Below are 25,836 nucleotides of genomic sequence, written 5' to 3'. Positions count from 1 at the left end.
GGGTCCCGGCCGGCGTCGCGTGCCGCCCGGTCAGCGCCCCGGCTGGCCGGCGCTGTCGGGGCGCGCCGCGGCCGGCAGCTCCGGCTCCTCGCCCAGCATCAGCTTGCGCACCACCCGTTCCGCCGCACGGCCGTCGTCGAAGCCGCAGAACCGGTCCCGGAACTCGGCCCGGCGCTGCCGGGTCGCGGCGGTGTCCACCGCGCCGGTCCGAAACGCCTCCACCAGCTCGGCGTAGTCCCGGGCGAACAACCCGGGCGGCGCCGCGGCCAGGTTGAAGTAGACGCCGCGGGTGTCCCGGTAGACGTTCCAGTCCGGCGCGTAGATCACGATCGGCCGGTCCAGCACGGCGTAGTCGAACATCGCCGACGAGTAGTCCGTGATCAGCACGTCGGCCATCAGGTACAGCTCCTCGACGACCGGGTACGACGAGACGTCCAGCACCGCGCCACCCGGCTCGGCGCCGGTGCCCTCGGCGTAGAAGTAGTGCGCCCGGGTCAGCAGCCGGTGCCGCGGCCCGAGCGCGGCGACGAACTCGGCCGGGTCGAACAGCGGCCGGTAGTGCGGCTGGTACTCGCGGTGGGTGGGTGCGTACAGCACGACGGTCTCGTCCGGGCCGATGCCGAGCCGGGTGCGCAGCGCGCTGACCTGCGCCGCGGTCGCGTCGACCAGGACGTCGTTGCGCGGGTAACCGTATTCCAGGGTGCGGAAGTCGACCGGGTACGCCTGGTGCCAGATGGTGCTGCTGTAGCCGTTGGAACTCAGGTCGTAGTCCCAGGCCGCGCAGCGGGCGAGCAGGCTCTGCGTGGTGGCGTGCTTTCCGGCCGGCGCCAGCGGGTGCCGCCGCTCGTCCACGCCCATCGACTTCAGCGGCGTGCCGTGGTGGGTCTGCAGGAACACCGTGCCCGGCCGCTTCACCAGGTAGTTGCCGAAGTTGTTGTTGTTGACCAGGTACTTCGCGGTGGCCAGGGCACGGAAGAACGCCGGCGTGTCCTGCACCACGTACTCGACGCCTGGTGGCATCTCGCGGGCGGCCTCGGCGGTCACCGCCCAGACCCCGCGCACCGCCGGCGCGAGTTCGCGAGCCTTCTCGTAGATCGCCTTCGGGTTGCCGGCGTACCCGCGACCCCAGTACGCGCAGTACAGCGCCAGGTGCTCGTCGACCGGTCGGCGCAGCTGCGCGTGGTAGTAGCCGCGGAGCAGGCTCTTGCCGGCCAGGCTGCCGCCCCGGTGCGCGAGGCGGCGCGCCCTGCGGGCGACCCGCCTGCCGTCCCGGGCGCCGCGGTACGCGGTGCGCACCGCGGCCACCGCCGGCCACGAACCGGAGACCAGCAGCCGGTAACGCACCCCGTCGCCGCCGGCCGGCGGGACGAACCCGGCCGGCCGGAGCCGCCGGGCCAGGTCGGACGCCCGGCGGAAGTACGCCCGGCGGTCGGCGGCGCCGATCCGGCCGGACCCGAGCAGCACGAACAGGTGCTTGACCATCACCCGGTACAGCACCGGCACCAGCGGCGCGGCGGCCTCGCCGAGCGCGGCCAGCCGGGCGAAGGCCAGCTCGTACTGGCTGATCAGGTCGAGGTTGCGGGCGCCGCCGGTGGCGAGGATCGAGCCGCCGCGCTGCCGGTAGTGGTAACACACCGCGTCGGTGGCGGCGATCGAGCCGGCCGCCGCGAGCATCGGGTAGCTCACCGGCAGGTCCTCGTACCAGCCGGCGGGATAGTCGATGCCCAGGCCCAGCAGGAACTCGCGCCGGACCACCTTGTTCCAGGCGGACGGGAAGACCCGGAACACCTCCGGCCGTTCGGCGGCCGTGCAGGTGGCCGGCAGCCCGGTCAGCAGCGCGTCGCCCGGGTCGCGCTGGACCCGCAGGTCCGGATGGTTGATCTCGTGCCCGAGCAGCAGCACGTCCGGCTCGGTGGCGGCCAGCCGCGCCGCGATCCGCGCCAGCGACTGCTCGTCGACCCAGTCGTCGCTGTCGACGAACCACACGTACTCGCCGGTCGCCGCGGCAAGCCCGGCGTTGCGCGCCGGGCCCAGGCCCCGGTTGACGGGCAGGTGCAGCACCCGCAGCCGGGGGTCGCGGGCCGCGTACTCGTCCAGGACGCGGCCGGAGCCGTCCGGGGAGCAGTCGTCGACCCCGATCACCTCGACGTCGGTGAACCGCTGGGTGAGCAGCGAGTCCAGGCACTCGCCCAGGTAGTCCTGCACGTCGTAGGCCGGGACGACGACGCTGAGCAGGGGCACCGTGCGCACATCTCCTCCGGCGTCAGTCGGTCACGGTCTCCGGGACCGGGTCGGCGCGGCGCTCCTCCTCCGACATCGGCCGCTCGTCGACCGGCGCGTCGTCCGCACCGGCCTCCTCCTCGGCGTCGTCGATCGGCGCGCCGTTCGGCGGGCTCGCCTGGGTCGGGATCGCGTTCGGCGCGGTGACCTGCTCGCCGAGCAGCACCGACCGCACCACCCGCTCGGCGGCGTGCCCGTCGTCGATCGCGGCGAACCGGCGCCGGAACGCGGCCCGCAGTGCGGTCGTCTCGGCCGAGTCGTACGCGCCGCTGCGCAGCCCGTTGACCAGATCGTCGGCGGTGCTGGCGAACAACCCGGGCGGTTCGGCGGCGAGGTCGAAGTACACCCCGCGGGTGACCTGGTAGACCGGCCAGTCCGGAGCGTAGATCACGATCGGCCGGTCCAGCACGGCGTAGTCGAACATGGTCGAGGAGAAGTCCGTGATCAGCACGTCGGCCGCGAGGTAGAGCTCCTCCACGCTGGGGTAGGTGGAGACGTCCTGCATGTACGGCGAGGTGATCGGGCCGTGCCCCTTGAACACGCCGTTGTAGAAGTAGTGCGCGCGCACCAGCACCCGGTTGCCCGGGCCGAGCCGGTCGGCCAGGTCCGACGGGTCCAGGAACGGGTTGAACCGGCCCTGGTAGTCGCGGTGCGTCGGCGCGTAGAGGATGACCCGCTCGTCGGGCGCGATGCCCAGGCCGGCCCGGATCTGCGCGATCCGCTCCGGCGTCGCGGTGCTCAGCACGTCGTTGCGCGGGTAGCCGTACTCCAGGGTGGTGAACGAGCACGGGTAGGCGCGCCGCCACACGGCGGTGCTGTACAGGTTGGAGCTGATGTTCAGGTCCCAGTTGTCGCACCGGGACATCAGCAGCTTCAGCGCGTCGCGGTGCTCGGCGGCCGGTTGGCCCAGCGCCCGCTCGTCCACGCCCATCCGCTTCAGCGGGGTGCCGTGGTGGGTCTGCACGTACACCGAGCCGGAGCGCTTGACGTACTCGTTGCCGAAGTTGTTGTTGTTGACGATGTACTTGGCGCGGGCCAGCACCGAGTAGAACGCCGGGGTGTCGAGCACCACGTACGGCACGCCGGCCGGCATGTCGTCCACCGACTCGCGCCGCACCGCCCAGACCCCGCGGACCTCCGGGGCGAGCTCGCGGGCCTTCTCGTAGATGGCCTTCGGGTTGCAGGTGTAGCCGCGGCCCCAGTTCGCGCAGTAGAGCGCGAGCTTGTCGTCTAGCGGCCGGCGCCGTTGCACCGCGTAGTGGGCCATGACGGCACGGTTGCGCAGCCAGCCCTTGGTGCGGCCGCCGGCACGCCGGGTCGTGCGGTACGCCTTGCGAGCCTTCTGCTTGACCTTCTTGTACACCCGCCAGCCCCGGCGCAGGATCACCGCCGCCGGCCAGGAGCCGCTGAGCAGCAGCCGGTAGCGGATGCCGACCACGCCGTCCGGGGTCGCGAAGCCGGCCGGCCGGGTGTCGCGCACCAGCGCCCCTGCCCGGGTGAAGTACTCCTGCTGGTGGGCGCCGAGCCGGCCGGAGCCGATGATGTAGAACAGGTGCCGCACCATCCGCAGGTACAGCTCGGAGATCAGCGAGTCGGGCACGTCACCGAGGGCGAGCACCCGCTCCCAGACCAGCCGGTACTGGTCGACCAGCTCCATGTGCCGCTCGCCGCCGCTGCGCAGGATCGAGTCGCGCCGCTGCCGGTAGTAGACGCAGGTCATGTTGAGCACCGAGATCTTCTCGGCGGCCAGCAGCAGCGGGAAGGTGACGGGGATGTCCTCGTAGTAACCCTTGGGGAACGGGATGTCGAGGCGGGTCAGCAGGTCCCGGCGGATCACCTTGTTCCAGGCGGACGGGAAGACGTAGACGATCCGCGGGAAGTCCTCGGCCTTGAACGGCTCCTCGGGCATCCGGCGCAGCAGCCAGTTGTACCCGTCCCGGCCGGTCGAGCCGTCCCACCGGGACTTGACGTGGCCGAGCATCAGCACGTCGGGCTTCTCGGCGTCGAGCCGCTTGGCGATGGTGGCGAGGCAGTCGGTGGCGACCCAGTCGTCGCTGTCGACGAACCAGACGTACTCCCCGGTGGCTTCGGCCAGCCCCGCGTTGCGGGCGCCGCCGAGGCCGGCGTTCTCGGCCAGGTGCACGACGCGGACCCGGGGTCGCGCGCGGCGTACTCGTCGAGGATGGCGCCGCAGCGGTCCGGGGAGCGGTCGTCGACGCCGATCAGCTCGATGTCGGCGAAGGTCTGATCCAGCAAGGAGTCGAGGCACGGTCCCAGATAGGCCTCGACGTTGTACGCCGGCACGACGATGCTCAACAGTGCCAAGGGTGGGCACCTCCCAGACACGGGGTTTCGGTGATGGACGGACATCGAGCCCGCGGGTCGCGTTTGCCTAGGGTCAAGCGCGCGTTAACGCCGGGTCAACCGCCGAGATTAAGATACAGCGGACGTTCCGGCACCCCCGCATTCGGTCGCCCGCGACGATCGCGCTGCGTTACGTGATCGGACGGTTCCCCAACGTGGCGCGATCCGGGGGCGTTGCGCCGCCCGCGCGGCGTTCGATCCACGGGGTGCGATTCGCCCCATCCTCACGGTTAGATCTCCCACATCTCGTCGCGCTCGGGCCGCGGTCGGCGCGGAGCTGACTCGACCGTACCTTTTGTGGCGAAATTTCGTTCGCGCCGGCCGTCCGGCTCGACGGGCGTGTCGCCTTGTGGGCTAGATGAAAATGAATTCTAATTTCATCTACACCGTTCGAGTCCGAGAGGAAGCACGTGAAGATCGCCCTGGTCGGCAAGGGTGGCAGCGGCAAGACGACGCTGTCCGCCCTGCTCGCCCGCTACCTGGCCGAGGCCGGCGCCCCCGTCCTCGCCATCGACGCCGACATCAACCAGCACCTGGCGGAGGCCCTCGGGTTGCCCGCCGACGAGGCGGCCCGGCTGCCCACGCTCGCCGACCACCTCGCCGAACTCAAGGAGTACCTGCGCGGCGACAACCCGCGGATCGCCAGCGCCGCGGCGATGATCAAGACGACCCCACCCGGCCGCGGCTCTCGGTTGCTCACCGTCACCGGAGACAACCCGGTGTACCGGAGTGTCGTGCGCGCGGTCGGGCCGGTGCGACTCGCACTCGCCGGCCAGCTCGCCGCCTCCGACCTCGGCGTCGCCTGCTACCACAGCAAGGTCGGCGCCGTCGAGCTGCTGCTCAACCACCTCGTCGACGGACCGGGGGAGTACGCGGTGGTGGACATGACCGCCGGCGCCGACGCCTTCGCCTCCGGCCTGTTCACTCGGTTCGACCAGACCTTCGTGGTGTGCGAGCCGACCCTGCGCAGCGTCGGGGTGTACCGCCAGTACGCCGGGCACGCGGCCGGCCACGGGGTGCGCCTCGCCGCGGTGGGCAACAAGGTCTCCGACGCGCAGGACGCCGCGTTCCTGCGCGAGCAGCTCGGAGCCGCGCTGGTCGGCACCGTCGGCCGCTCCGACTACGTCCGGGCCGCCGAGCGCGGCCGGGTCGGCCCGCTGGCCGCGCTGGAACCGGCCAACCTCGCGTTGCTCGGCGAGCTGGTCGCGCGGGTCGGCTCGGCCGAACGCGATCCGGTCGAGTACGCCCGGCGGGCCGCCGAGTTCCACCTGCGCAACGCCCACGCCTGGGGCAACGACCGGGTCGGCGCCGACCTCGCCGGCCAGATCGACCCGGACTTCGCCCTGCCGTACCCCGAACCCGCGCACCGCTGAGCCGGCAGCCGCCGGACCGCGCACCGCTGGTCCGGCGGCCCGGGGCGATGCGCCGCACCGGCAGCACCCGAACCGTCCAAACCGGACTGTCTACAAAGGAGTATCCATGTCTCTCGACGTGTCACCGGAACTGCTCGCCGCCGCCGAGGCCGGCGAGGTCGACGACGCCGCCTTCCTCAGCTGCGTGCGCGACTCGCTGCCGTACGCGTGGCGTACCGTCGGCGCCGTCGCCGGCCGGGTCGGCGCGGACGGCTTCGCCGACGACGCCACCCCGCCGCCCACCGAGGCCGAGCGCGGTCAGCTGCTGCGCGCGCTCGCCTCCACCTCGATCCGGGGCGCGCTGGAGCGCCACTTCGGCGTCGTGCTCGCCTTCCAGAACTGTCACCGGGTCGCCGCGTTCACCCCGTCCGTCGTGGACAGCGACCGGTACCGGGCGTTCGTCTCGCCGCGCGGCCAGCTGCTCAACCAGTCGCCGGAACTGCGCGACTGCTGACCGCCCGGCCGGCACCGGCCGGGCCGGGCGGATCACCACCCGGACCACCCGGACCGGCCGGCACCAGCGGCGCCGGGCGGGCGGATCACCGCCCGGCGCCGCTGCGCCCTGCCGTGGGGAGCGGCGGTCGCCGTCGTCGTTCCGGCCGACAGGAACCCGGCTGTTCCCTCCGGCGGGGGAGCGGCGTCCCGGTCGGCGGGGAGGAGATCGCCGCGCCCGGCACCGATCCTCGGAGGATGCGAACCGAACCGGTACGACGCTGGGCCGAACTCGTGGCCCATCTGATCCCCCTGGTGGTACTGCCGTCCGGGCTGTGGCGGCTGGCGCTGGCGTTCGGGTTGCCGACCGGCGCCCTGGCGGCGGGCGCGGCGCCGCAGATCGGGGTCGGTACCCAGATCTACATCGTGTGCCTGACCCTGCTGTCGGAGTCCGTGGCGCTGCTGTCGTTCGGGCTGGTCCGGCCGTGGGGGGAGGTGTTCCCCCGGTGGCTGCCGCTGATCGGCGGCCGGCCGGTACGGCGGTGGTTCGCCACCACCGTGGCGAGCACCGGCGCGCTGGCTCTGGCCGGGCTGTGGGCCTTCGCGTTCGTCAACTACTTCGACGGCAACAACGGGATCGGCTTCACCACGCCGTTCTGGCACGCGGTGTTCCTCGCCTGCTACCTGCCGGTCACGCTGTGGGTACCGTTGCTCGTCGCGCTGATCGTCGCCTACCACCGGCGCCGCGGTCAGAACGGCACGTCGGCCGCGCGGGTCAGCGTCACCGCGTGATGCGCGTACCCGATCGCGCCGAGCACCCGGTTGTGGTGCGCCACGACCGCCTCCGGGGCCAGCGCGGTCGGATCGTCGTCGAGGGAGGTGAGGTGGCCGTCGGTCACCAGCGTCACGTCGAACCCGGCCGACAGCCCGCTGCGCACCGCGGTGTCCACGCAGAACTCGGTGCTGTAGCCGGTGACCACGATGCGCCGCACGCCACGGTCCCGCAGCAGCTCGGCCAGCCCGGTGTCCAGGAACACGTCCGCGCTGTGCTTGTCCAGCACCACATCGCCCGGGTGCGGCGCCACCGGCCCGAGCAGCTCCCGCGGGTCGGCGCCGGCCGGCACCTCGTCGGGCGGAACGACCTGGCGCAGGTACACCACCGGCGCGCCGGCGCCGCGGGCCCGGTCGGCGAGCGCGGCCACCCGGTCCAGCACCGGCCCCGGCCGGTACATCCCGGGCAGGTACACCGACTGCAGGTCGATGATCAACAGCGCGTTCTCCGGCACCGGGCCATCCTGGCACGCCGTCCCGCCGCCCACCACGCGGCATCGCCCCGCCGCGGTCAGGCCGGTGACGGGCCCGGCCGCTCTACACTGCTGCCGTGCCCGCCTCCCGCCGCAACAGCCTCCGCCGTGTCGCGATCGCCGCGCTGGTGGTCGTGGTGTGGCTGGGCTGGCCGGTCGGGTCGCTGATCTACCGCAGCGCCCGGCAGCCGCCGCGGCCCGAGCCGCACCCGGTGCCCTCGGTCCAGGCGCCCGCGGCGCCCACCACGCTGGGCTGGACGCTGGCCCAGGCGCGCGCCGCGGTCGCGGCCGACCGGGTGGCCCGGCTGCCCGGCGCCCCCGCCGTGCTGGACGAGAAACGGATTCGGGCCGCACTGGCACACCGCAAGGCGCGGGTGCTCGCGCTGCCGTTCGCCGGCCTCGACAGCTACAAGGCGTACGACAAGCAGGTCGGCAAGCTCGCCGCCACGCGACCGGAGCACGCGGGGAAGCTGGTCGTGGTGACCGGGCTGACCGTCCGGATCGAGCCGGACGGCGGGTCGGTCACCCCGTCGACCATGTCGGAGATCCGCCAGATCCTGACCACCCACGAGATGACCGAGATGGTGCTCACCGGCATCGACGGCAAGTCGCGCAACGGTGACGGTCCGTCGCGGCTGCCGGACGCGCCGTCGACACTGGTCGACACCGTCGCCGCCGGGCTGTCGGCGCACCGGGTCTACACCGCGCCGGGGCTGCCCACGGTGACCGCGACCGCACGCTGGGACGACATCGCCGACGGCCCGGCGGTGCGGCTCGCCACGCTGCCGCCCGGCGCACCCGACAACCTCGCCCGGCAGCTCGCCGCGCGGTTCCCCGGCGATCTGATCGTCGTCGTCCGGGGCCAGTGGACCGACCTCGCCGGGCCGGACCCGCGGCTGCAGAGCGCGGCCGTGTACGGCTACTACGGGCAGTACTTCGAGCAGACCGCCAAGTGGGGCCCACCCGCCGCCAACATCGGCCTGCTCGTGGCCGAGTACTACGGGAAGGCGCGGGCCAACGCCGCCGTGGTCGAACACCCCGACCGGGCCGCGGACCCGCTGCCGATCGTGCTGACCTGGCTGCCGTGGATCTTCGCCGCGGCCGTCGGGGTGCTGCTGGCCGGCACCCTGGCGGTGCGCTGGCGGCTGGTCGCCCGCCGCCGGGACCGCCGCCGCGCCGAGACCGCCCGCCGGGCCGGGCTGCAGGCCCGCGTCGCCGGCACGGGCGCCCGGCTCGTCCAGCTCTCCCGGTACGTCGACGGCGACGACCTGCTCGCCCGCGCCGCCGAGCGGTACCGGACAGCGCGGGATCTGGTGGCCGCCGGCGGCGACGCCGCGACCGCCACCGCTGCCCTGGACGACGCCGACGACCAGCTCGCCCGGGTGGCGGCAGCGGCGTCCGTGCCGGCGGTACCGGCCGACGACACGGAACCGTCATGAGCCGCCGCCGCGCCGACCAGCCGGGCGCCGTCCGGCAGGCCGCCTGGTCGACCCCGCGACCCACCCGCGCCGAGCGTCGCCTCCGCAAGATCCGGCGTCGCGCGGTGCAACGGTCGGCCGCCCAGCGCGCCCGCGAGTCCGCCGGTGCGTCCGGGCCACGCCGGCCCCGGTGGCCGATCGTGGTGGGGATCGGTCTGATCGTCAGCATCCTCGTCGCCACCTGGTCGGACCTGACGCTGCTCGTCTCGCCGTACCGGTCGGTGGTGGACACGCTGCGTCAGCACGTGGTGTACGTGCAGCCCGGCGCCGGGCACGTCGACACGGCCGCGATCCGCCGGGCGATCGGGGTCCGGCCGATCGCCGTCGAGGTGCTCGAGCCCGGTTCGGCGCAGGCGAAGGACCCGGGCAAGGCGTGCGCCGCCGCCGTGGACCGGATCGACGGGCTGATGGTGGCGGTGTTCGTCGGCGGGGAGTTCGAGTACGGCTGCGAGAGCGACGACCTGCCGCTCACCGTCGACTGGTTCGGCTGGGACTTCGTGCAGTGGTCGGTCGTCTCCACCGCCACCGGCTACCTGACCGGAGACGTGGCCGCGCAGGTCAACCAGGTGGTGTTGCGCTACGACGCGAACATCGCGGACGGCTCGCTGCTCGACCACCGGCGCCGGTTCAGCGTGCCGACCTACCGGTACCTGGTCGCGGGCGGGCTGGTCGTGCTGGTCGTCGCCGGGGTGTTCGGGGTGCGTGCCGGCCTCGGCCGCACGGTACGGGTGGCGGCCCGGGCGCTGGTGCGGCGGGCGCGGCGGCGGGCCCGGTACGCCGAACTCGACGGCGAGCTGGCCGAGGTCGCGCTGATCATGGTCGAGCTGTCGCCGGAGGCGGCCGGCGTCGCCGCCGACCGGCTCGGCCGGCTGTCCGCGGACTACCTGACCGCGCTGGCCGACAGCCAGCACGCCGACCGGCACACCGACCTGGACGAGCTGGCCGACCGGATCGGCCGGCTGCGCGAGCGCGCCCGTGCGCTGGACGCGGCATGACCGCGCTGCCCTGGGTGCTCGGCGCGGTCGTGCTCGCCGCCCTGGCCGCCGCGCCGGTCGCCGGCACCCTGGTACGCCGGCGCCGGGCGGTGGCGACCGGCCTGGACCGGGCCAGGTCGTTGTGCGCCCGGTTGGAGGCCGCGCTCGACGCGGCCCCGGACGGCGGGTCGGTGGTGCCGGGCCTGGCGCCGGACGGCGGGTCGGCGGTGCCGGGCCTGCCCCCGGACGGCGGGTCGGTGGTGCCGGGCCTGGCGCTGGACGCCGGGTCGGCGGTGCCGGGGCCGCCGCCGGACGCCGGGCCGGTCGCGCCTTCGGCTGGCGGCGCGGCCCGGCGCGAGGCAGAACGGTGCCTGTTGCTGGCCGGGGCAGCGCTGGGTGGGCGGCCCGGCCCGGCCGACGTCGCGCGCGCCGCCCGGCTGGCCCGCACCGGCCTCGCCGCTCTCGGCGAGCCTGCCTGACCGGGAACCGCCCGGCCCGGGACCGGGCCGGGGCCTCAAACAGGCCCGACCAGCAGCTGGCTCGGCCGGGAGCGGGCCCGGCCGGGCGTGCCGGAGAGCGAAAACCGTCCGGACCGGAAGCGGGCCCGTGCGGGAGCGGGGCAGCGCTCCCGGCCGGCGGGAGCGCGCCGAACCGGGAACCGGTCTCGCCGCGGCGCCGCCCGGTCGCCCGGGGCGCCCGGGTGAGGTGGACCATGGGCGGATGGAATTCGGGTACGTGGACGTGTTCGCGACGGCGCCGTTCACCGGCAATCCGGCCACCGTGGTGCTGGACGCGGACGATGCGGACGAGCCGACGATGCGCGCCATCGCCCGCGAGTTCAACCAGTCGGAGACCGCGTTCGTGCTGGCGGCGGCCGGGGGTGGGGCCGACTGGCGGCTGCGGGCGTTCACCCCGACCGGTGCCGAGGTGTACGGCGTCGGCCACTTCGCGCTCGGCGCCGCGGCGCTGCTCGCCGAGCGAGGACGGCTGCCCGCCGGGCGGACCGGCTTCGTCCAGCAGATCGGCACCGGGCGCTACCCGACCGAGGTGGCGGTGTCCGGCACCGGACCAGCCACGGTGACCATCGGCCAGGCGCCGCCCGAGTTCGGTCGCGCCGCCGCGGACCGGACCGCGCTTGCCGCCGCGCTCGGCCTCGATCCGGCCGACCTGGCGCCGAACGGCGTCGCCGAGGTGGTGTCCACCGGCGCCGGGCACCTGCTGGTCCAGGCGCGGGACCGGGCCGCCGTCGACCGGATCCGGCCGGCACCCGACCTGCTGCTGCCGGTGCTCGACGCGGTCGGCGGGGAGGGGTGCGCGGTGTTCAGCCTCGACCCCGCCGAGCCCGGCGCGCACGCGCACCTGCGCTTCGTCAACCCGCGGATGGGCATCGCCGAGGACCCGGCGACCGGTACCGCCGCCGGCCCGCTCGCGGTCGTCCTGGTCCGGGACGGGCTGGTCGACGGGGCGCGGCCGGTCGTCATCGTGCAGGGCCACGCGGTCGGCCGGCCCAGCCGCCTGGCGGTGCGGGTCGACGGCGACACGGTCCGGCTCAGCGGTACCGGCCTGGTCGTCGCGACCGGCTCGCTACGCCGCTGACGCCGTCGGGCCGGCGGTCGAGCGGGGTCGTCGGGAACGGCGGTCCGGAACGGCGGTCGGAACGGCGGTCGGAACGGCGGTCGGGAACGGCGGTCGGGAACGGCGTTCCGGGCTGGCGGTGGGGAACGGCCTGCCGGCGGCGCCGCTCGCGGTACGAGCCGACCGGTGTGCGGACCGCGGGGTGACGGTACGGACGACGTCGGGGGCGACCCGCGCGCAGCGGACCGCCCCCGACGGATCGATCGTCGTTACAGGCCGAGCGAGGACTCGAAGTCGCCCGCCTCCAGCCGCTCCTTGACCGTCGCCAGGTAGCGGGCCGCGTCGGCACCGTCGACCAGCCGGTGGTCGTACGACAGGGCGAGGTAGACCATCGAGCGCGGCACGATGATCTCGCCCAGGTTCTCGTCGTCGACGACCACCGCGCGCTTCACCACCGCGCCGGTGCCCAGCATGGCCACCTGCGGCTGGGGGAAGATCGGCGTGTCGAACAGGACGCCGACGCTGCCGGTGTTGGTCAGCGTGAAAGTACCGCCGGCGAGGTCGTCCGGGCTGACCTTGTTGTCGCGGGTGCGCTCGGCCAGGTCGGCGATGTGTCGGGCCAGCCCGGCGAGGTTGAGGTCACCGGCGTTGTGGATCACCGGCACGATCAGCCCACGGTCGGTGTCCACCGCGATCGCCAGGTTCTCGGTGTCGTGGTAGGTGACCGTCTTCTGCTCGGTGTCGATCGACGCGTTCAGCTTCGGGTGCTCCCGCAGCGCCTCGACCGCGGCCAGCGCGAAGAACGGCAGGAACGACAGCTTGACGCCGTGCCGCGCCGCGAACTCGTTCTTGGCCCGGGCGCGCAGCTGCGCGATCCGGGTCACATCGACCTCGATCACCGTGGTCAGCTGCGCGGCGGTCTGCAGCGACTCGACCATCCGCTTGGCGATGACCTGCCGCATCCGGGGCAGCTTCTCGGTACGGCCGCGCAGCGGGCTCGGCGCCGCGGTGGGCGCCGCCGCTGCCGGTGCCGGTGCCGGTGCGGCCGGCTTCGCGGCCGCCTGCTTCTTCGCCTCGGCCGCGTCCAGCACGTCCTGCTTGCGGATCCGCCCACCGACACCGGTGCCGGTCAGCGACCCGAGGTCGATGCCGTGCTCGGCGGCGAGCTTGCGCACCAGCGGTGTCACGTAGCCGGACGGCCCGTCGCCGCCGGCCTGCTGGGTGGGCGCGGGCCGCTCAACCTGCGGCGCGGCGGCCGGTGCGGTCTGCTGCACCGGCTGCGCGATCGGCGCCGCGGGCCGCTCCGGCGCGGGCGCCGGAGTCGGAGCCGGGGGAGTCGGTGCGGGCGTCGGGGCCGGTGCGGGCTGGCCGGGCCGGCTCGGCGCCGCGGCCGGCGCCCCGGATCCGACGATCGCCAGCACGGTGCCGACGTCGACGGTCTGGTCCTGTTGGACCTTGATGTCCAGGACGGTGCCGGCGGCCGGTGAGGGGATCTCGGTGTCGACCTTGTCGGTGGACACTTCCAGCAGTGGTTCGTCCACCTCGACGGACTCGCCGACCTGCTTGAGCCATCGGGTGACGGTGCCTTCGGTGACCGACTCGCCCAGCGCCGGCATCGCCACCTCGGTGCCCTCGGCGGCACCGCCGGACGGGGCCGGCGCCTCGGCCGCCGGCTCCGGCTGCGCCGGCGGGGCGGCGGGCTGCGCCGGTGCCTGCGGGGCCGGCTCGGACTGCGCAGGCTCGGACTGGGCAGGCTCGGGCTGGGCAGGCTCGGACTGCTGGGATGCCGGGGGCTGCGGCGGCTCGGCGGCCTGCTGGGTCGGGGCGGACTCGCCGTCGCCGGAGATCTGCGCCAGTTCGGCGCCCACGTCGACGGTCTCGTCCTCGGGTACGACGATGCGGGACAGCACCCCGGCGGCCGGCGACGGGATCTCGGTGTCGACCTTGTCGGTGGAGACTTCGAGCAGCGGCTCGTCGACCTCCACCCGGTCGCCCTCCTGCTTGAGCCACCGGGTGACGGTGCCCTCGGTGACGCTTTCTCCGAGCTGCGGCATGGTGACCGAGGTCGGCATGGGTAGGACTCCTCGCTTGCGATTCAGGCTGGCGCGTGCCCGGGTTGGTGCGTGGGCACCGACCCGGGCGGCGTCAGCTGTGGACGTGCAACGGCTTGCCGGCAAGAGCCATGTGTGCTTCGCCGAGCGCCTCGTTCTGGGTCGGGTGCATGTGGACGAACGGAGCGACGTCGGACGGGAACGCCTCCCAGTTGTAGATCAACTGTGCCTCACCGATCAGCTCACCGACCCGGGAACCCACCATGTGGATACCGACGACCGGACCGTCACCTTCCCGGACCAGCTTGACGAAACCCTGGGTCTTGAGGATCTGGCTCTTGCCGTTGCCGCCCAGGTTGTAGGTGAGAGTCTCCACCTTGTCCGCACCGTACCGCTCGCGGGCGGCGGATTCGGTCAGGCCGACCGAGGCGACCTCCGGCTCGCAGTAGGTGACCCGCGGGATGCCGGCCTCGTCGATCGGCCGTGGGTCGAGGCCGGCGATGTCCTCGGCGACGAAGATGCCCTGCGCGAAGCCTCGGTGCGCGAGCTGCAGGCCGGGCACGATGTCGCCCACCGCGTACACCCCGGGCAGGTTGGTGCGCAGCCGCTCGTCGGTGGTCACGTACCCGCGGTCCATCGCCAGGCCGAGCTGCTCGAAGCCGAGGTCGGCGGTGACCGGACCGCGGCCGACCGCGACCAGCAGCAGGTCGGCGTCGAACGTCTTGCCGCCCTCGACGGCGACCCGGACGCCCTCGGCGGTCTTCTCCACCCCGGTGAACGGGCTGCCGGTGACGTAGCCGATGCCGCGGCGGCGGAACGCGCGCTCGACCGCCTTGGACACCTCCTCGTCCTCGGCGGCGACCAGCCGGGGCAGCGCCTCGACGATCGTCACGTCCACGCCGAAGGAGCGCCAGGCGCTGGCGAACTCGACGCCGATCACGCCGCCGCCCAGGATCACCGCCCGTTCCGGCAGCCGGTCGAGCGAGAGCGCGTGCTCGGAGGTGATGACCCGCTCGCCGTCGACCGCGAGCCCGGGCAGCGACTTGGAGTACGACCCGGTCGCGAGGACCACGTGCCGGCCGGTGATGCGCCGGTCGCCGACCTGCACGGTGTCCGGGGCGACCAGTCGACCGGTGCCCTCGATCGTGCTGATGCCGCCGCGCGCGGCGAGCGTCGACTGCAACCCCTTGTACAGCCGGGTGACGACGCCGTCCTTGTACTTGTTGACGCCGGCCAGGTCGACACCGTCCAGGCTGGCACGCACGCCGAACTGGGCGGCGTCGCGGGCGGCGTCGGCGACCTCACCGGCATGCAGCAACGCCTTGGTCGGGATGCAACCCCGATGCAGGCAGGTGCCGCCGACCTTGTCCTTCTCGACGAGCGCGACGGTCAGCCCCAGGCTGCCGGCGCGCAACGCGGTGGCGTACCCACCGCTGCCGCCACCGAGGACGACCACGTCATAGCTGTCGGTTGCCTCGCTCACGTCATCTCCCGCCTCGCCGTGCCGCGCCGTTGCGTGCCCCGGCCATCTTGGCACCCGGACACGAACGCCCGTTCATGAGACCCGTCATACTCGGCGACCCCGGCCCCGATGGCGCTGTTCGTGCCGGTATGAGGAGTTGTCGACGTGCGGCGCGCGCCGCACGGTTCGCTGGCCGTACGCTGTGCGGCGACCATGATCGGCACCGGCGAGGAGGAAGAACGGTGGGACTGTTCGCGCGGCGCGTCCAGCGTGGTCGCGGAGCACGGGCGGAGCAGGCCGCGGACCCGGCGGACCTGGCGCACCTGGAGCGGTTCGTGGCCAGTCGCACCGGTGTCGAGGCGTACCTGGAGCCCGCGACACTGATGACCGGGCAGACGGTGATCCTGATCGGGCACGACGGTGAGTGGACCCGCCGGCGCCTCACTCATCCCGCCGCCCTCGCCTTCGGCCGCCGCGTCGGCATCCCGGTGTACGACGTGGGCAAGCTCGGCTACCCCCAACGCATGCGCGACTACAACGCCCGCCAGCGCGCCTCGCACTGAACCTGGCCTGTACCTCCATGCCCTCCTGTACCTCCGCGCTGAGGTACGCCGCCGTGGGCTGGCGGTGTAAAGGCCACCTCTGTTCGTACAGGGAAGCGGCCCGGCCACCCCTCACGGCAACGCTCGCGTCGCGTCGCGTTGCAGACGGGGAGGGGTGGGGGTGTGGGGAGGGGCGAAGTCTGCTCCCCACGTTCCCCCACAAGGGGTCGAGAAGACCAACAGAGGTGGCCTTTCGCGGGTGCCAACAAACGAACCCAGCGCCGACACGAGCGCTTCGGGCAGCACCTCAGCGCAAAGCGGTGCCCCCCGCTCAGCCGTTGTCGGCGACGTCGACGACCAGCTCGACCAACGTCCGCAACGGCACCGCGGTGGCGCCCTTCGGCAGGTAGCCGTACTCCTCGGACTCGTGGTAGGCGGGGCCGGCCACGTCCAGGTGCGCCCAGTCGACGCCGTCGGCGACGAACCGGGAGAGGAAGTAACCGCCCTGCAGCATGTGACCGGAGCGGTCCATCCCGGTCGCGACCTGCGACAGGTCCGCGACGTCGGAGGTCATCAGCTTGGCGATCTCCTCCGGCAGCGGCATCGGCCACATCGGCTCGCCGACCCGCTCGCCGGCCGCGCGCACCCGCTCGTGCAGCGACTCGGAGCCCATCACGCCGGCGATCCGGTGGCCCAGCGACGTGACCTGGCCGCCGGTGAGGGTGGACGTCTCGAACAGGTAGTCGGGGCCCTCCTCGCAGGCCCGGGCGATCGCGTCGGCCAGCACCATCCGGCCCTCGGCGTCGGTGTTGAGCACCTCGACCCTGGTCCCCGAGTACATGGTGACGACATCGCCCGGCCGGTACGCCGAGCCGGACGGCATGTTCTCCGCCATCGGCAGGTACGCGACGACCTCGACCTTCGGCTTGAGCGCGGCGATGGCGAGCATGGCGCCGGCGACCGCGGCGGCGCCGGCCATGTCGCTCTTCATCTCCCACATGCCCTTGGCCGGCTTGATCGACAGCCCGCCGGTGTCGAACGTGATGCCCTTGCCGACCAGCGCCACCTTCGCGGCGGCCTTGCCACGCGGCGAGTACGCCAGGCGGACCAGTCGCGGCGGCTGCGCGGAGCCGAGGCCGACCGCGAGGATGCCGCCGTACCCGCCCTTGCGCAGCGCCTTCTCGTCGAGTACCTCGACCGCGAGGCCGGCCTTGGTGGCCGCCTTCGACACCGCGTCGGCGAACGCCGGTGGCCGCAGCTCGTTGCCCGGGGAGTTGACCCAGTCTCGGGTGAAGCTCGCCGCGTCGGCCAGCGCCGCGGCCCGCTTCAGCTCCGCTTTCGCCGCCCGGTCCTTCGCATCCGGCACGACCAGCTGGATCTTCGCCACCGGCGCGCGGTCGGTGTCGGTCGCCGCGCGGTAGCGGGTGAACCGGTACCCGCCGAGCGCGGCGCCCTCCGCCGCCGGCCGCAGCGCCGGCAGCGCCAGCGCGACGGTCGCCGAACCGGCCAGCGCCCGGACCGCGGCACCGGCGGCCCGGCGTACCGCCTCGTCGTCGGCATCCTCGGCGGCGCCCAGGCCGACCGCGGCGACCAGCGGCGCCGGCACGGTACCCAGGCTGGCCAGCCGGGTCACCTCGCCGACGGCGCCGGTGGCGCCGAGCAGTACCAGCGTGTCGACGAGCCGGTGGTCGAAGGCGGCGTCGAGCTCCGCCGCGCCGGGCGCCAGGGTCGGCGCGCCGTCGGCCGACCGGTACAGCCCGACGACGACGGCGTCGGCGGGCAGGCTGGCAAGGTTGGTGTCGGCGAGAGCAAGCGAACTCACGCGAAGCCTCCGTAACGGTCACAGGGTGACCACGTCGTTGTGGCGGTGTCCGGTTCGCGCTGCGTCGTGACGCCGTCGCGGCCGGACCGGAGTCGATGCTAGAGGTCGACGGCCGGCGGGTAGGTTGCCACCCATGACCGACCTCAAGCATTCCCCGTTGCACGACCGGCACCGGGCGCTCGGTGCGAAGTTCGCTGCGTTCGGTGGCTGGGAGATGCCCCTGGAGTACGCCGGCGGCGGGGTGCTCGCCGAGCACAACGCGGTGCGTAACGCGGTCGGTGTGTTCGACGTGTCCCACCTGGGCAAGGCGACGGTGCGCGGCGCCGGCGCGGTCGACTTCGTCAACTCGTGCCTGGCCGGCGACCTGGACAAGATCGCCGCCGGTCAGGCCCAGTACACGCTGTGCTGCGACGACGCGACCGGCGGCGTGGTCGACGACCTGATCGCGTACCGGTTCGCCGACGACCACGTGTTCCTGATCCCGAACGCGGCGAACACCGCCGAGGTGGTGCGCCGGCTGGCCGCCGAGGCGCCGGCCGGCATCGAGGTCACCAACCGGCACGACGACTACGCGATCATCGCCGTGCAGGGGCCGATGTCGGCCGACCTGCTGGCCCGGCTCGGTGCGCCGACCCGGCACGGGTACATGAGCTTCGAGCAGGGCACGATCGGCGGCCGGCCGCTCGTCGTCTGCCGCACCGGCTACACCGGTGAGCACGGGTACGAGCTGGTCGTGGAGGCGCGCTACGCCGCGGCGGTGTGGGATGCGCTGCTGGAGGAGGGAGCCGACCTCGCGGTGAGGCCGGCCGGCCTCGCCGCGCGCGACACGCTGCGTACCGAGATGGGCTATCCGCTGCACGGCCAGGACCTGTCGATGCAGATCAGCCCGGTACAGGCGCGCGCCGGTTGGGCCGTCGGCTGGAAGAAGCCGGCGTTCTGGGGCCGGGACAAGCTGCTCGCCGAGAAGCAGGCCGGCCCGGCCCGGCGGTTGTGGGGGTTGTCGGCCGCCGGCAAGGGCATCCCGCGTCCCGGCATGGCGGTGTACGTGGGGGAGCAGCGGGTCGGCGAGGTCACCTCGGGCACGTTCTCCCCGACGCTGAAGCGTGGCATCGGCCTGGCGCTGCTGGACACCGCCGCGAACCTGGACGCCGGCGCCGAGGTCGAGGTGGACGTCCGCGGCCGGCGGGCGCCGATGAAGGTGGTCAAACCGCCGTTCGTCCCGTCCTCGGTGAAATGATGGCCGGTGCCACGTTCGAGCAGGTCCGCCGGATCGCGCTCGGGCTGCCCGGCGCCGAGGAGGTCGGTACCTGGGGCACCGAGACGGTGTTCCAGGTCGGCGGCAAGATGTTCGCGGTCGCCGCACCGGACGAGCCGCACGCCACCGTCAAGTCCACCCCGGACGAGCAGGCGTCGCTGGTGGCCCGCGACCCCGACACCTACGCGGTGGCACCCACGACCGGCCGGTTCGGCTGGGTCCGGGTGGAGCTGGCCCGCATCGAGCCGGCCGTGCTGCGGGCGCTCGTCGTCGCGGCCTGGCGGGCCGCCGCGCCGCGCCGCCTGACCACCGGCTACGACGCCGAACCGGACTGATCCGCCGCCACCCGGACGGCCCACCACCGGCCGTCGACACCCACCGGCCAGCGAGTGTCGACGGCTCGACCGCTCGGCAGTGCGGCGGCCCGGCGGCGTCGGTGGCTCGGTGCCTTCGGTGGTCTCGACCGCTCGGCAACTGCGGTCGATCGCTCAGCAGCTGAGGACGGTGAGGGTGAAGGTGCCGGCCAGCTCGACGCAGGCGCCGAGGACGTCGCCGGTGACGCCGCCGAGGCGGCGGGTGACGTGCCGGACCAGCAGCAGCGCGGCGGCCAGGCCCAGCAGCACCGCGACCGGTCCGAGCCACGGCCGGGCCGGGTCGGCGAACAGCCCGATCGCGGCCAGCGGGACCGCCGCGGCCACCACCAGCCATCCCGGTACGGTGCCGGCGACCAGCGCGCCGAGGCCGTCCGGCCGGGCGGCCGGGACGCCGCGACGGCAGGCGAGCGTCACCGCGAGCCGGCCGGTACCGGCCGCGACCACCAGCGTGGCCAGCAGCGCGAGCGCCGGCCGCGCGCCCACCGCGACCACCGCGGCGACCTGCGCGGCGAGCGCGAGTACCAGCGCCACGACGCCGAACGGGCCGATGTCGGAGCGTTTCATGATGGCAAGCGCCCGCTCCCGGTCGGTGTAGGAGCCGAGCGCATCGACGGTGTCGGCCAACCCGTCGAGATGCAGGGCGCGGGTCACCAGGACGGCGCCGAGCACCACCGCCACCGCGAGCACCCCGAGCGGCGCGCCGGCCGACCGCAACAGGACCGCGATCCCGGCCAGTACCGCACCGATCGCCGCGCCCACCGCCGGCGCGAGCACCATCGCGCCGCGGGCGGTCGCCCGGTCCACCCGGCCGACCGGTACCGGCAGCACCGTGAACGTGCTGACCGACAGCCGCGCCGCGGCGACCCAGCCGCGGACCGGGCCGGCCGGCTCCGGTGGCCGACCGGCCGCCGGGTCCGGGTCGTGCTGGATCGGGTCAGGCATGTACCGGTTCGCCGGCGTCCGAGCCGCGCAGGCTGGCGGCGAGCGCGAGCGCCGGCTGCAGCACCCCGACCGCGGTCAGCGCCGTGCAGCCGTCGCCCAGGCCCAGCCCGAGGTCCAGCACGGTGTCGAAGCCGAGCAGGTCGGCGACGGTACGCACCGCGGGCGCGCGGCCGTGGTCGGGGATCAGGCACCACCACGGCGAGCTCGGCGCGATGTCGCGCGCCAGCACCATCGCGGTCGCCGTCGCCGGGTTGTCGACCAACACCGGCAGGTGCCGGACCGCCGCGCCGATGATCAGCCCGGTCAGCGCCGCGAGGTCCGGCCCGCCGAGCATGGCCAGCAGCGACCGGCTGTCCCGGGACCGCAGCCGGACCCGGTGCAGTGCGTCCCGGGCCGCCACGCAGCGGTCGATCCAGGCGGCGTCGTCGACCCGGCCGGCCTCGCCCACCACCCGGCCGATCAGGCTCGCCGGCTCGTTGCCGGTGGCCGCGGCGAGCACCGCCGCCGACACCGCCTGCACGCCGGCGCCGCACGCCGCCGGTACGAGCAGTTGCACGCCCTCGTCCGCGGCCCGCTCGGCGAGCGAGCGGCCCAGCTCGAACGCGGCGTCGACCTGCTCGGCGGTGAGCACGTCGGCGGTCTCCATCGGCTCGACCGCCGCGGCGCCCCCGGCCTCGGCCAGGTCTGCGACGACGACCGTGGCGCCGAGGCGGTCGGCGAGGCGGGCGAGCGGCGCGGTACCGGCCTGCACCCGCTCGATCGCGCTGGCCGCCGGCGGGTCGCCGGCCCTGGCGCCGCCGTCGTGGTCGGCGCCCACCAGCAGCACCCGGATCGATTCCCACTCGCCGGCCAGATCGCCGGCGCCGAGCGCCCAGGCGACCGGCTCGGTCAGCGCGCCGAGGCCGGCTCCGCCGCTGGCCAGCGCGGTCAGCCGCGCCTCGGCGGCGTTGATCGCGATGCGGTCCGGTGGCCGGATACCGATGATGTCGTCGTCCGGTTCGGCCGGTCCGACGTCGACGGGCTCCGCGGCGTCCATCGGCGCCGGCACCGCCTCGGCCGGCGGCTGCCGGGTCACGGCGGGTGCCGCGGCAGCCGGCACGGTCGCCTCGCCGTCGGCGGGCAACCAGAGGGTGCGGCCGGCGACGACCAACGCGACCCGGTCGCTGCCGTCGGCCACCGCCCGGTTGATCGCGCCGAGCAGGTCGGCGAACCGCCGCCCGGACCGCGTCGCCGGCACCACCGACAGCCCGACCTCGGGGCTGACCAGTACGACGGTTCCGGCGGGGCTCGCCGCGACCGCCGCGGCCAGCCGCGCCGGCGCGGTCGCCAGCAGCTCGGCGCCGTCGGTCGCGCCGGCCGGAGCGCCGTCGGCGGGCTCGGCTGCGGGCGCGGCGCCCCGCTCACCCGCCGTGGCGGGCGAGCCGGACTCGCTCGCCGCGTCGTCGGACGGTGCGCCCGCGGCATCGGTACCCGTCGGCGCGCTGTCACCCGCCGCGGCCGCTTCGGCCGCACCGGTCGGCGGCTCGGTGGCGGCGCGCGCGCTGGTGGTGCGGGCGCTGGCGGCGCCGCGTTTGCGGGTGGCGGCGGAGGTGCGCTTGGTGGCGCGTTTCGGTTTCGCCGGCTCGTCGTCGACCACGCCGGCCGCCTCCAGCAGCAGGCCGGCCCACCCGCCCAGGTCGTCGACCAGCACCGCGGCACCCGCCGGTGCGGCGGCGAGCGCCTCGATCAGGGCGTCCGGCCCGGTCGAGCAGTCGACGGTCAGCCAGTCGTCGCCGCGGCGTTCACGGTGCGCGGCGATCCGGCGCTGCCAGTCCGGGTCGTCGGGATTGTCCCGGCCGGTGGCCAGGTAGCGCCGCTCACCCGGTGCTTCCGCCAGCATTCGCTCGGCCAGGCTCGACTTGCCGGAGCTGATCCCGCCCAGTACCAGTACCCGCTGCTCGGTCGTCACGGGAGACATCTTGGCCCATGAATGGCTGCCGGCGCGCGCCGGGCCGCCACCGACATCGCCGCGGGACCGTACTCTTACCGGAGATTCCGGCGGCAACCCGGCGGCAGTCCAGCGGCGAGGAGTGTGACCGATGGCATGGATGTGGCGATACCTGGACCAGGCCGGCGAGCCGGCCGAAGGCCCCGGTGAGGTCTTCGGCAGCCAGTCGGACGCCGAGTCGTGGCTCGGCCAGTGCTGGCGCGAGCTGTCCGAGCAGGGCGTCGTCACGGTCCGGCTTGTCGAGGACGACCGCCTGGAGTACGAGATGAGCCTGCGCCCGACCACCGCCAGCTGACGGTGCCGGGCGACGCCTCGTCGCCGGCTGCGCCGCCGGGTTCCCGGCCCGGCGGCGCAGTCAGCCGGTGGTAAGGCTGGTGATCAGGGCCGGGACGCCGGGCTCTGGGTCTTGGCCGGGTCGCGCTCGATGACCGGGTCGAGGATCTCGTCGATCTTGGCGAGCAGGCCCTTGTCCAGGGTGACGCCGGCCGCCTTGACGTTGTCCCGCACCTGCTCGGGCCGCGAGGCGCCGACGATCGCGCTGGCCACGTTGGGGTTCTGCAGCACCCAGGCGACCGCGAGCTGGGCCAGGCTGAGCCCGGCCTCGGCCGCGACCGGCTCCAGCTGCGCGACGCGGGACAGCACGTCGTCGCGCATCCAGCGGGAGATCATGTTCTTCCCGCCCTTGTCGTCGGTTGCCCGGGAGCCGGCCGGCGGCTGCTGCCCCACCTTGTACTTGCCGGTCAGCACGCCCTGCGCGATCGGGGAGAAGACGACCTGGCTGAGCCCGAGGTCCTCGCAGGTCGGCACCACCTCGGACTCGATCACCCGCCAGATCGCGTTGTACTGCGGCTGGTTGGACACCAGCGGGATGCGCAGCTCGGCGGCGAGCTTCGCGGCGGCACGGATCTCCTCGGCCCGCCACTCCGAGACGCCGATGTAGAGCGCCTTGCCGGACCGCACCACGTCGGCGAACGCGGTCATGGTCTCTTCCAGCGGCGTGTCGTAGTCGTACCGGTGCGCCTGGTACAGGTCGACGTGGTCGGTGCCGAGCCGGCGCAGCGAACCCTCGATCGACTCCAGGATGTGCTTGCGGGACAGCCCGCGGTCGTTCTTGCCGGGGCCGGTGGGCCAGTAGACCTTGGTGAAGATCTCCAGCCCCTCCCGGCGCTCACCGGCGAGCGCCTTGCCGAGCACCGTCTCGGCCCGGGTACCGGCGTAGACGTCGGCGGTGTCGAAGGTGGTGATGCCCTCGTCGAGCGCGGCCCGCACGCAGGCGAGGGCGGCGTCCTCCTCGACCTGGGAGCCGTGCGTGAGCCAGTTGCCGTACGAGATCTCGGAAACGATCAGGCCGGATCGGCCAAGGTGTCGGAACTCCATGAACCCGACCCTATCGCCGCGGTACCGCCGGCTCGGGCCGTCGTGACCGGTCCCATCCGCGGCGGCGCCGCACCCCGCTTGGTTCGATGCCCGTCGTATGATGCCGGGGCGCCAAGGCCCCGCCGCCGGTGGGCGCCGCTCAGATCTCCGCGTAGGCGGCACCGGCGAGGGCCTCGATCGCCGACCCGATCCGGTGGATCTCGACCGTCCGGTCGTCGGCCTTGGTCACGTCGTTCAGGTTGCACAGCAGCGAGCCGCCGCCGGGCCGGGTGTCGAGCCGAGCGAACCCGTCCGGGGTGTGGCCGTCGCGGCACCACACCACGAGCCTGTTCTTCGGCGCGCTGGTGCTGATGCCGATCCGTTCGATGCTGTGCCGCGGCACCGTGATGGTGACCACCGCACCGGAGATGTGTCGTCGTTCCAGCCGCAGCGCGTCGGGCCCGACCGTGAGCGCGCTGACCGGCCGGAAGAAGGACACCACCGCGGCCAGCACCGCCGCCGCGCACATGATGATCGCCGAGGCGAAGACGTTGTGCGTGAACTTCGCCCCGTGGTACTCGTCCAGCTGGTTGCTGATCAGCGGGAACAGCCACAGGAAGACGAGCACCACCACGGAGACGCTGCTGCCCTTGCTGCCGGCGTCGATCGCCTGCTTGTGCCGCTTCTTGGTGTACGTGACCGGGTCCGGGCGGGGCTTGTCCGCACTGCCCGCGGTCTCGCCCGGCTCGTTGGTCGGGGCCGGTTCGCCGGCGCCGGCCCGCGCCGCGGCGGGCGAGCCGGATCCGACGATCGCCAGCACGGTGCCGACGCCGGCGGTCTGGTCCTGTTGGACCTTGATGTCCAGGACGGTGCCGGCGGCCGGTGAGGGGATCTCGGTGTCGACCTTGTCGGTGGACACTTCCAGCAGTGGTTCGTCCACCTCGACGGACTCGCCGACCTGCTTGAGCCATCGGGTGACGGTGCCTTCGGTGACCGACTCGCCCAGCGCCGGCATCGCCACCTCGGTGCCCTCGGCGGCACCACCGTGGGCCGGTGCCGGTGCCGGTGCCGTGGCGAGCGTCGGAGTTGCCGGCGGGGCTGGCGTCGACGGCGCCGCCGGACTGGCCGGTGGTGGGTCGGGCAGCCGACCGGCCACCGGGACGGGAGCGGCCGTGGCGGCGGAGTCGGCGAGGAGGAGAGCGCCGAGGGCCACGGCGAGGTCGGGGCGGTCGGCGAGGGTCGGTGCGACCTTCAGGTGCCGGTGCAGCAGGGTGGCCACCAGCGGCATCCGGCTGGCCCCACCGACCAGCAGCACCGGGCTCGGCGGCGGGATCGGCACGCCGGCTGCGGTGAGGGCGCCGGTCGCGACCTCGATGGTCCGCAGCAGCAACGGCGTGGCGATTCGCTCCAGCTCGTCGCGACCCAGCGGTGCGTCGATGCCGAGCAGCGGGATGTGGACGAACGTCTGGGCGGTGCGGGACAGCATCTCCTTGGCGGTGCGGACATCCTCGGCAAGCTGCCGCCAGGTCCGGCGATCGGCGGCCGTGGCCGGCCGGCGCAGCCGGTCCCAGCCGGCCGGGTCGCGATCCCGGTAGGTGGCCTCCAGGTATCCGACGATCGCGGTGTCGACGTCGAGCCCACCGGCGTCCGGCAGCCCCTCCGCGGCCAGCACCGTGCCGTCGGCCACCACCGACACGTCGGCGGTACCGGCGCCCAGGTCGTAGACGACGGCGCGGCCGGGCGCGGCGGCGGTGCGGGTCAGGTGGTGTGCGGCGGCCACCGGTTCGGCGACGAGCCGGGCGTTGGGCAGGCCGGCCCGGTCGGCCGCGGCGACCAGCACCGCCTGCCGGCGCGGCCCCCAGCCGGCGGGATGTGTCAGCACCACCGGGCCGTGCCCGTGCCAGTGCGCCTCGTCGGCCACCCGGCGCAGGACGGCGGCGAACAGTCGCTCGACCGTCACCTCGGTGTCGCCGAGCAGCACCGTGCCGTCGTCGACCCGCAGTTTCGGGTTCGGCTCGAACCGCTCGGGCGCGAGCCGCATCGAGTGCATCGCGTCGCGGCCGGTGAGCAGCTCGCCGTCGGGCGCCGCGAAGACGGCCGACGGCAGCAGCGGCGAGCCGTCGAACAGCACCTCGGTGGCCCGGCCATCGGAGTCCCGGGTGACCGCAACCGTGTTCGACGTCCCGAAATCGACCGCCAGCGCCCGAACCGTCACGGTTGGAGGCT

The 25,836-nt window shown here is 74.1% G+C and carries 21 protein-coding genes and 1 pseudogene; 11 read left to right on the top strand and 11 right to left on the bottom strand.

Annotation, left to right across the window (positions count from 1 at the left end; all coding sequences use genetic code 11):
- Positions 1–30: 30 nt before the first annotated feature.
- The 3 genes and pseudogenes from Athai_RS18565 to Athai_RS34215 all read right to left on the bottom strand — a co-directional run.
- Positions 31–2,241 (bottom strand): bifunctional glycosyltransferase/CDP-glycerol:glycerophosphate glycerophosphotransferase, encoded by a 2,211-nt coding sequence (locus Athai_RS18565; protein WP_203965905.1) that lies wholly within the window; start codon positions 2,239–2,241, stop codon positions 31–33.
- Between the two features lie 22 nt (positions 2,242–2,263).
- A complete protein-coding gene (locus Athai_RS34220) occupies positions 2,264–3,547 on the bottom strand; it encodes a CDP-glycerol glycerophosphotransferase family protein (protein ID WP_239157429.1) in 1,284 nt (427 codons plus the stop codon).
- A gap of 609 nt (positions 3,548–4,156) precedes the next feature.
- Positions 4,157–4,650 (bottom strand): annotated as a pseudogene (locus Athai_RS34215) (glycosyltransferase family 2 protein); the annotation flags it as partial.
- A 404-nt stretch (positions 4,651–5,054) separates the two neighbouring features.
- Between Athai_RS34215 and Athai_RS18555 the strand changes: the two are divergent.
- The 3 genes from Athai_RS18555 (at position 5,055) to Athai_RS18545 (ending at position 7,280) form a co-directional block, all read left to right on the top strand.
- A complete protein-coding gene (locus Athai_RS18555; protein ID WP_203962656.1) occupies positions 5,055–6,017 on the top strand; it encodes an ATP-binding protein in 963 nt (320 codons plus the stop codon).
- Between the two features lie 106 nt (positions 6,018–6,123).
- Positions 6,124–6,510 carry an SCO5389 family protein gene (locus Athai_RS18550; protein WP_203962655.1) on the top strand — a complete coding sequence of 129 codons (387 nt, stop codon included), beginning with the start codon at positions 6,124–6,126 and terminating at the stop codon, positions 6,508–6,510.
- Positions 6,511–6,746: 236 nt separating this feature from the next.
- Positions 6,747–7,280 carry a hypothetical protein gene (locus Athai_RS18545; protein ID WP_203962654.1) on the top strand — a complete coding sequence of 178 codons (534 nt, stop codon included), beginning with the start codon at positions 6,747–6,749 and terminating at the stop codon, positions 7,278–7,280.
- Here the strand turns inward: Athai_RS18545 and Athai_RS18540 are convergent.
- Positions 7,238–7,774 (bottom strand): isochorismatase family protein, encoded by a 537-nt coding sequence (locus tag Athai_RS18540; protein ID WP_203962653.1) that lies wholly within the window; start codon positions 7,772–7,774, stop codon positions 7,238–7,240. The two genes, Athai_RS18545 and Athai_RS18540, sit on opposite strands and share 43 nt — an antisense overlap.
- Positions 7,775–7,869: 95 nt before the next feature.
- On the opposite strand from Athai_RS18540, the gene Athai_RS18535 reads away from it, so the two are divergent.
- The 4 genes from Athai_RS18535 to Athai_RS18520 all read left to right on the top strand — a co-directional run bounded on the left by Athai_RS18535 (position 7,870) and on the right by Athai_RS18520 (position 11,840).
- Positions 7,870–9,231 (top strand): hypothetical protein, encoded by a 1,362-nt coding sequence (locus Athai_RS18535; protein WP_203962652.1) that lies wholly within the window; start codon positions 7,870–7,872, stop codon positions 9,229–9,231.
- On the top strand, positions 9,228–10,265 hold the full coding sequence (locus Athai_RS18530; RefSeq protein ID WP_203962651.1) for a hypothetical protein: 1,038 nt from the start codon (positions 9,228–9,230) through the stop codon (positions 10,263–10,265). The genes Athai_RS18535 and Athai_RS18530 overlap by 4 nt, the downstream gene beginning before the upstream one ends.
- Complete coding sequence (locus Athai_RS34810; RefSeq protein ID WP_203962650.1) at positions 10,262–10,723, top strand: hypothetical protein; 462 nt, start codon at positions 10,262–10,264, stop codon at positions 10,721–10,723. Before Athai_RS18530 ends, Athai_RS34810 begins: the two co-directional genes overlap by 4 nt.
- A gap of 241 nt (positions 10,724–10,964) precedes the next feature.
- On the top strand, positions 10,965–11,840 hold the full coding sequence (locus tag Athai_RS18520; RefSeq protein ID WP_203962649.1) for a PhzF family phenazine biosynthesis protein: 876 nt from the start codon (positions 10,965–10,967) through the stop codon (positions 11,838–11,840).
- 248 nt (positions 11,841–12,088) lie between these two features.
- Here Athai_RS18520 and sucB read toward each other — a convergent pair whose 3' ends face one another.
- A complete protein-coding gene (sucB, locus tag Athai_RS18515; RefSeq protein WP_203962648.1) occupies positions 12,089–13,891 on the bottom strand; it encodes a 2-oxoglutarate dehydrogenase, E2 component, dihydrolipoamide succinyltransferase in 1,803 nt (600 codons plus the stop codon).
- A 73-nt stretch (positions 13,892–13,964) separates the two neighbouring features.
- Entirely contained in the window at positions 13,965–15,353 is a 1,389-nt protein-coding gene (lpdA, locus tag Athai_RS18510) for a dihydrolipoyl dehydrogenase (protein WP_203962647.1), read from the bottom strand.
- A gap of 221 nt (positions 15,354–15,574) precedes the next feature.
- Here lpdA and Athai_RS18505 point away from each other — a divergent pair, with 221 nt between their 5' ends.
- Positions 15,575–15,895, top strand: a complete 321-nt coding sequence (locus Athai_RS18505; protein ID WP_203962646.1) for a hypothetical protein — start codon at positions 15,575–15,577, stop codon at positions 15,893–15,895.
- A 310-nt stretch (positions 15,896–16,205) separates the two neighbouring features.
- Here Athai_RS18505 and Athai_RS18500 read toward each other — a convergent pair whose 3' ends face one another.
- The gene (locus Athai_RS18500; protein WP_203962645.1) at positions 16,206–17,696 is read right to left on the bottom strand and encodes a leucyl aminopeptidase; all 1,491 of its coding nucleotides are present in this window, start codon (positions 17,694–17,696) and stop codon (positions 16,206–16,208) included.
- 133 nt (positions 17,697–17,829) lie between these two features.
- Between Athai_RS18500 and gcvT the strand changes: the two genes are divergently transcribed.
- On the top strand, positions 17,830–18,933 hold the full coding sequence (gene gcvT / locus Athai_RS18495) for a glycine cleavage system aminomethyltransferase GcvT (RefSeq protein WP_203962644.1): 1,104 nt from the start codon (positions 17,830–17,832) through the stop codon (positions 18,931–18,933).
- Positions 18,933–19,286 (top strand): MmcQ/YjbR family DNA-binding protein, encoded by a 354-nt coding sequence (locus Athai_RS18490; protein WP_203962643.1) that lies wholly within the window; start codon positions 18,933–18,935, stop codon positions 19,284–19,286. The genes gcvT and Athai_RS18490 overlap by 1 nt, the downstream gene beginning before the upstream one ends.
- 153 nt (positions 19,287–19,439) lie before the next feature.
- Here the strand turns inward: Athai_RS18490 and Athai_RS18485 are convergent, their stop codons facing one another.
- Both Athai_RS18485 and Athai_RS18480 read right to left on the bottom strand, forming a co-directional pair.
- Positions 19,440–20,267, bottom strand: coding sequence for an adenosylcobinamide-GDP ribazoletransferase (locus Athai_RS18485; protein WP_203962642.1), 828 nt, complete (start codon positions 20,265–20,267; stop codon positions 19,440–19,442).
- Complete coding sequence (locus Athai_RS18480) at positions 20,260–22,215, bottom strand: bifunctional adenosylcobinamide kinase/adenosylcobinamide-phosphate guanylyltransferase (RefSeq protein ID WP_239157023.1); 1,956 nt, start codon at positions 22,213–22,215, stop codon at positions 20,260–20,262. Before Athai_RS18480 ends, Athai_RS18485 begins: the two co-directional genes overlap by 8 nt.
- Positions 22,216–22,345: 130 nt before the next feature.
- Here Athai_RS18480 and Athai_RS18475 point away from each other — a divergent pair, with 130 nt between their 5' ends.
- Complete coding sequence (locus Athai_RS18475) at positions 22,346–22,549, top strand: hypothetical protein (protein WP_203962640.1); 204 nt, start codon at positions 22,346–22,348, stop codon at positions 22,547–22,549.
- Between the two features lie 83 nt (positions 22,550–22,632).
- On the opposite strand, the gene Athai_RS18470 is transcribed toward Athai_RS18475, so the two are convergent.
- Together Athai_RS18470 and Athai_RS35310 are read right to left on the bottom strand one after the other, a co-directional pair.
- The gene (locus tag Athai_RS18470) at positions 22,633–23,631 is read right to left on the bottom strand and encodes an aldo/keto reductase family protein (RefSeq protein WP_203962639.1); all 999 of its coding nucleotides are present in this window, start codon (positions 23,629–23,631) and stop codon (positions 22,633–22,635) included.
- A gap of 139 nt (positions 23,632–23,770) precedes the next feature.
- Positions 23,771–25,825 (bottom strand): Hsp70 family protein, encoded by a 2,055-nt coding sequence (locus Athai_RS35310; protein WP_203962638.1) that lies wholly within the window; start codon positions 25,823–25,825, stop codon positions 23,771–23,773.
- Positions 25,826–25,836: the final 11 nt, after the last annotated feature.

The organism is Actinocatenispora thailandica (assembly GCF_016865425.1).
Taxonomy (GTDB): Bacteria; Actinomycetota; Actinomycetes; order Mycobacteriales; family Micromonosporaceae; genus Actinocatenispora; species Actinocatenispora thailandica.
Note: the sequence above shows the minus strand (reverse complement) of the source record. Positions and strands in the feature narration are given on the sequence as shown.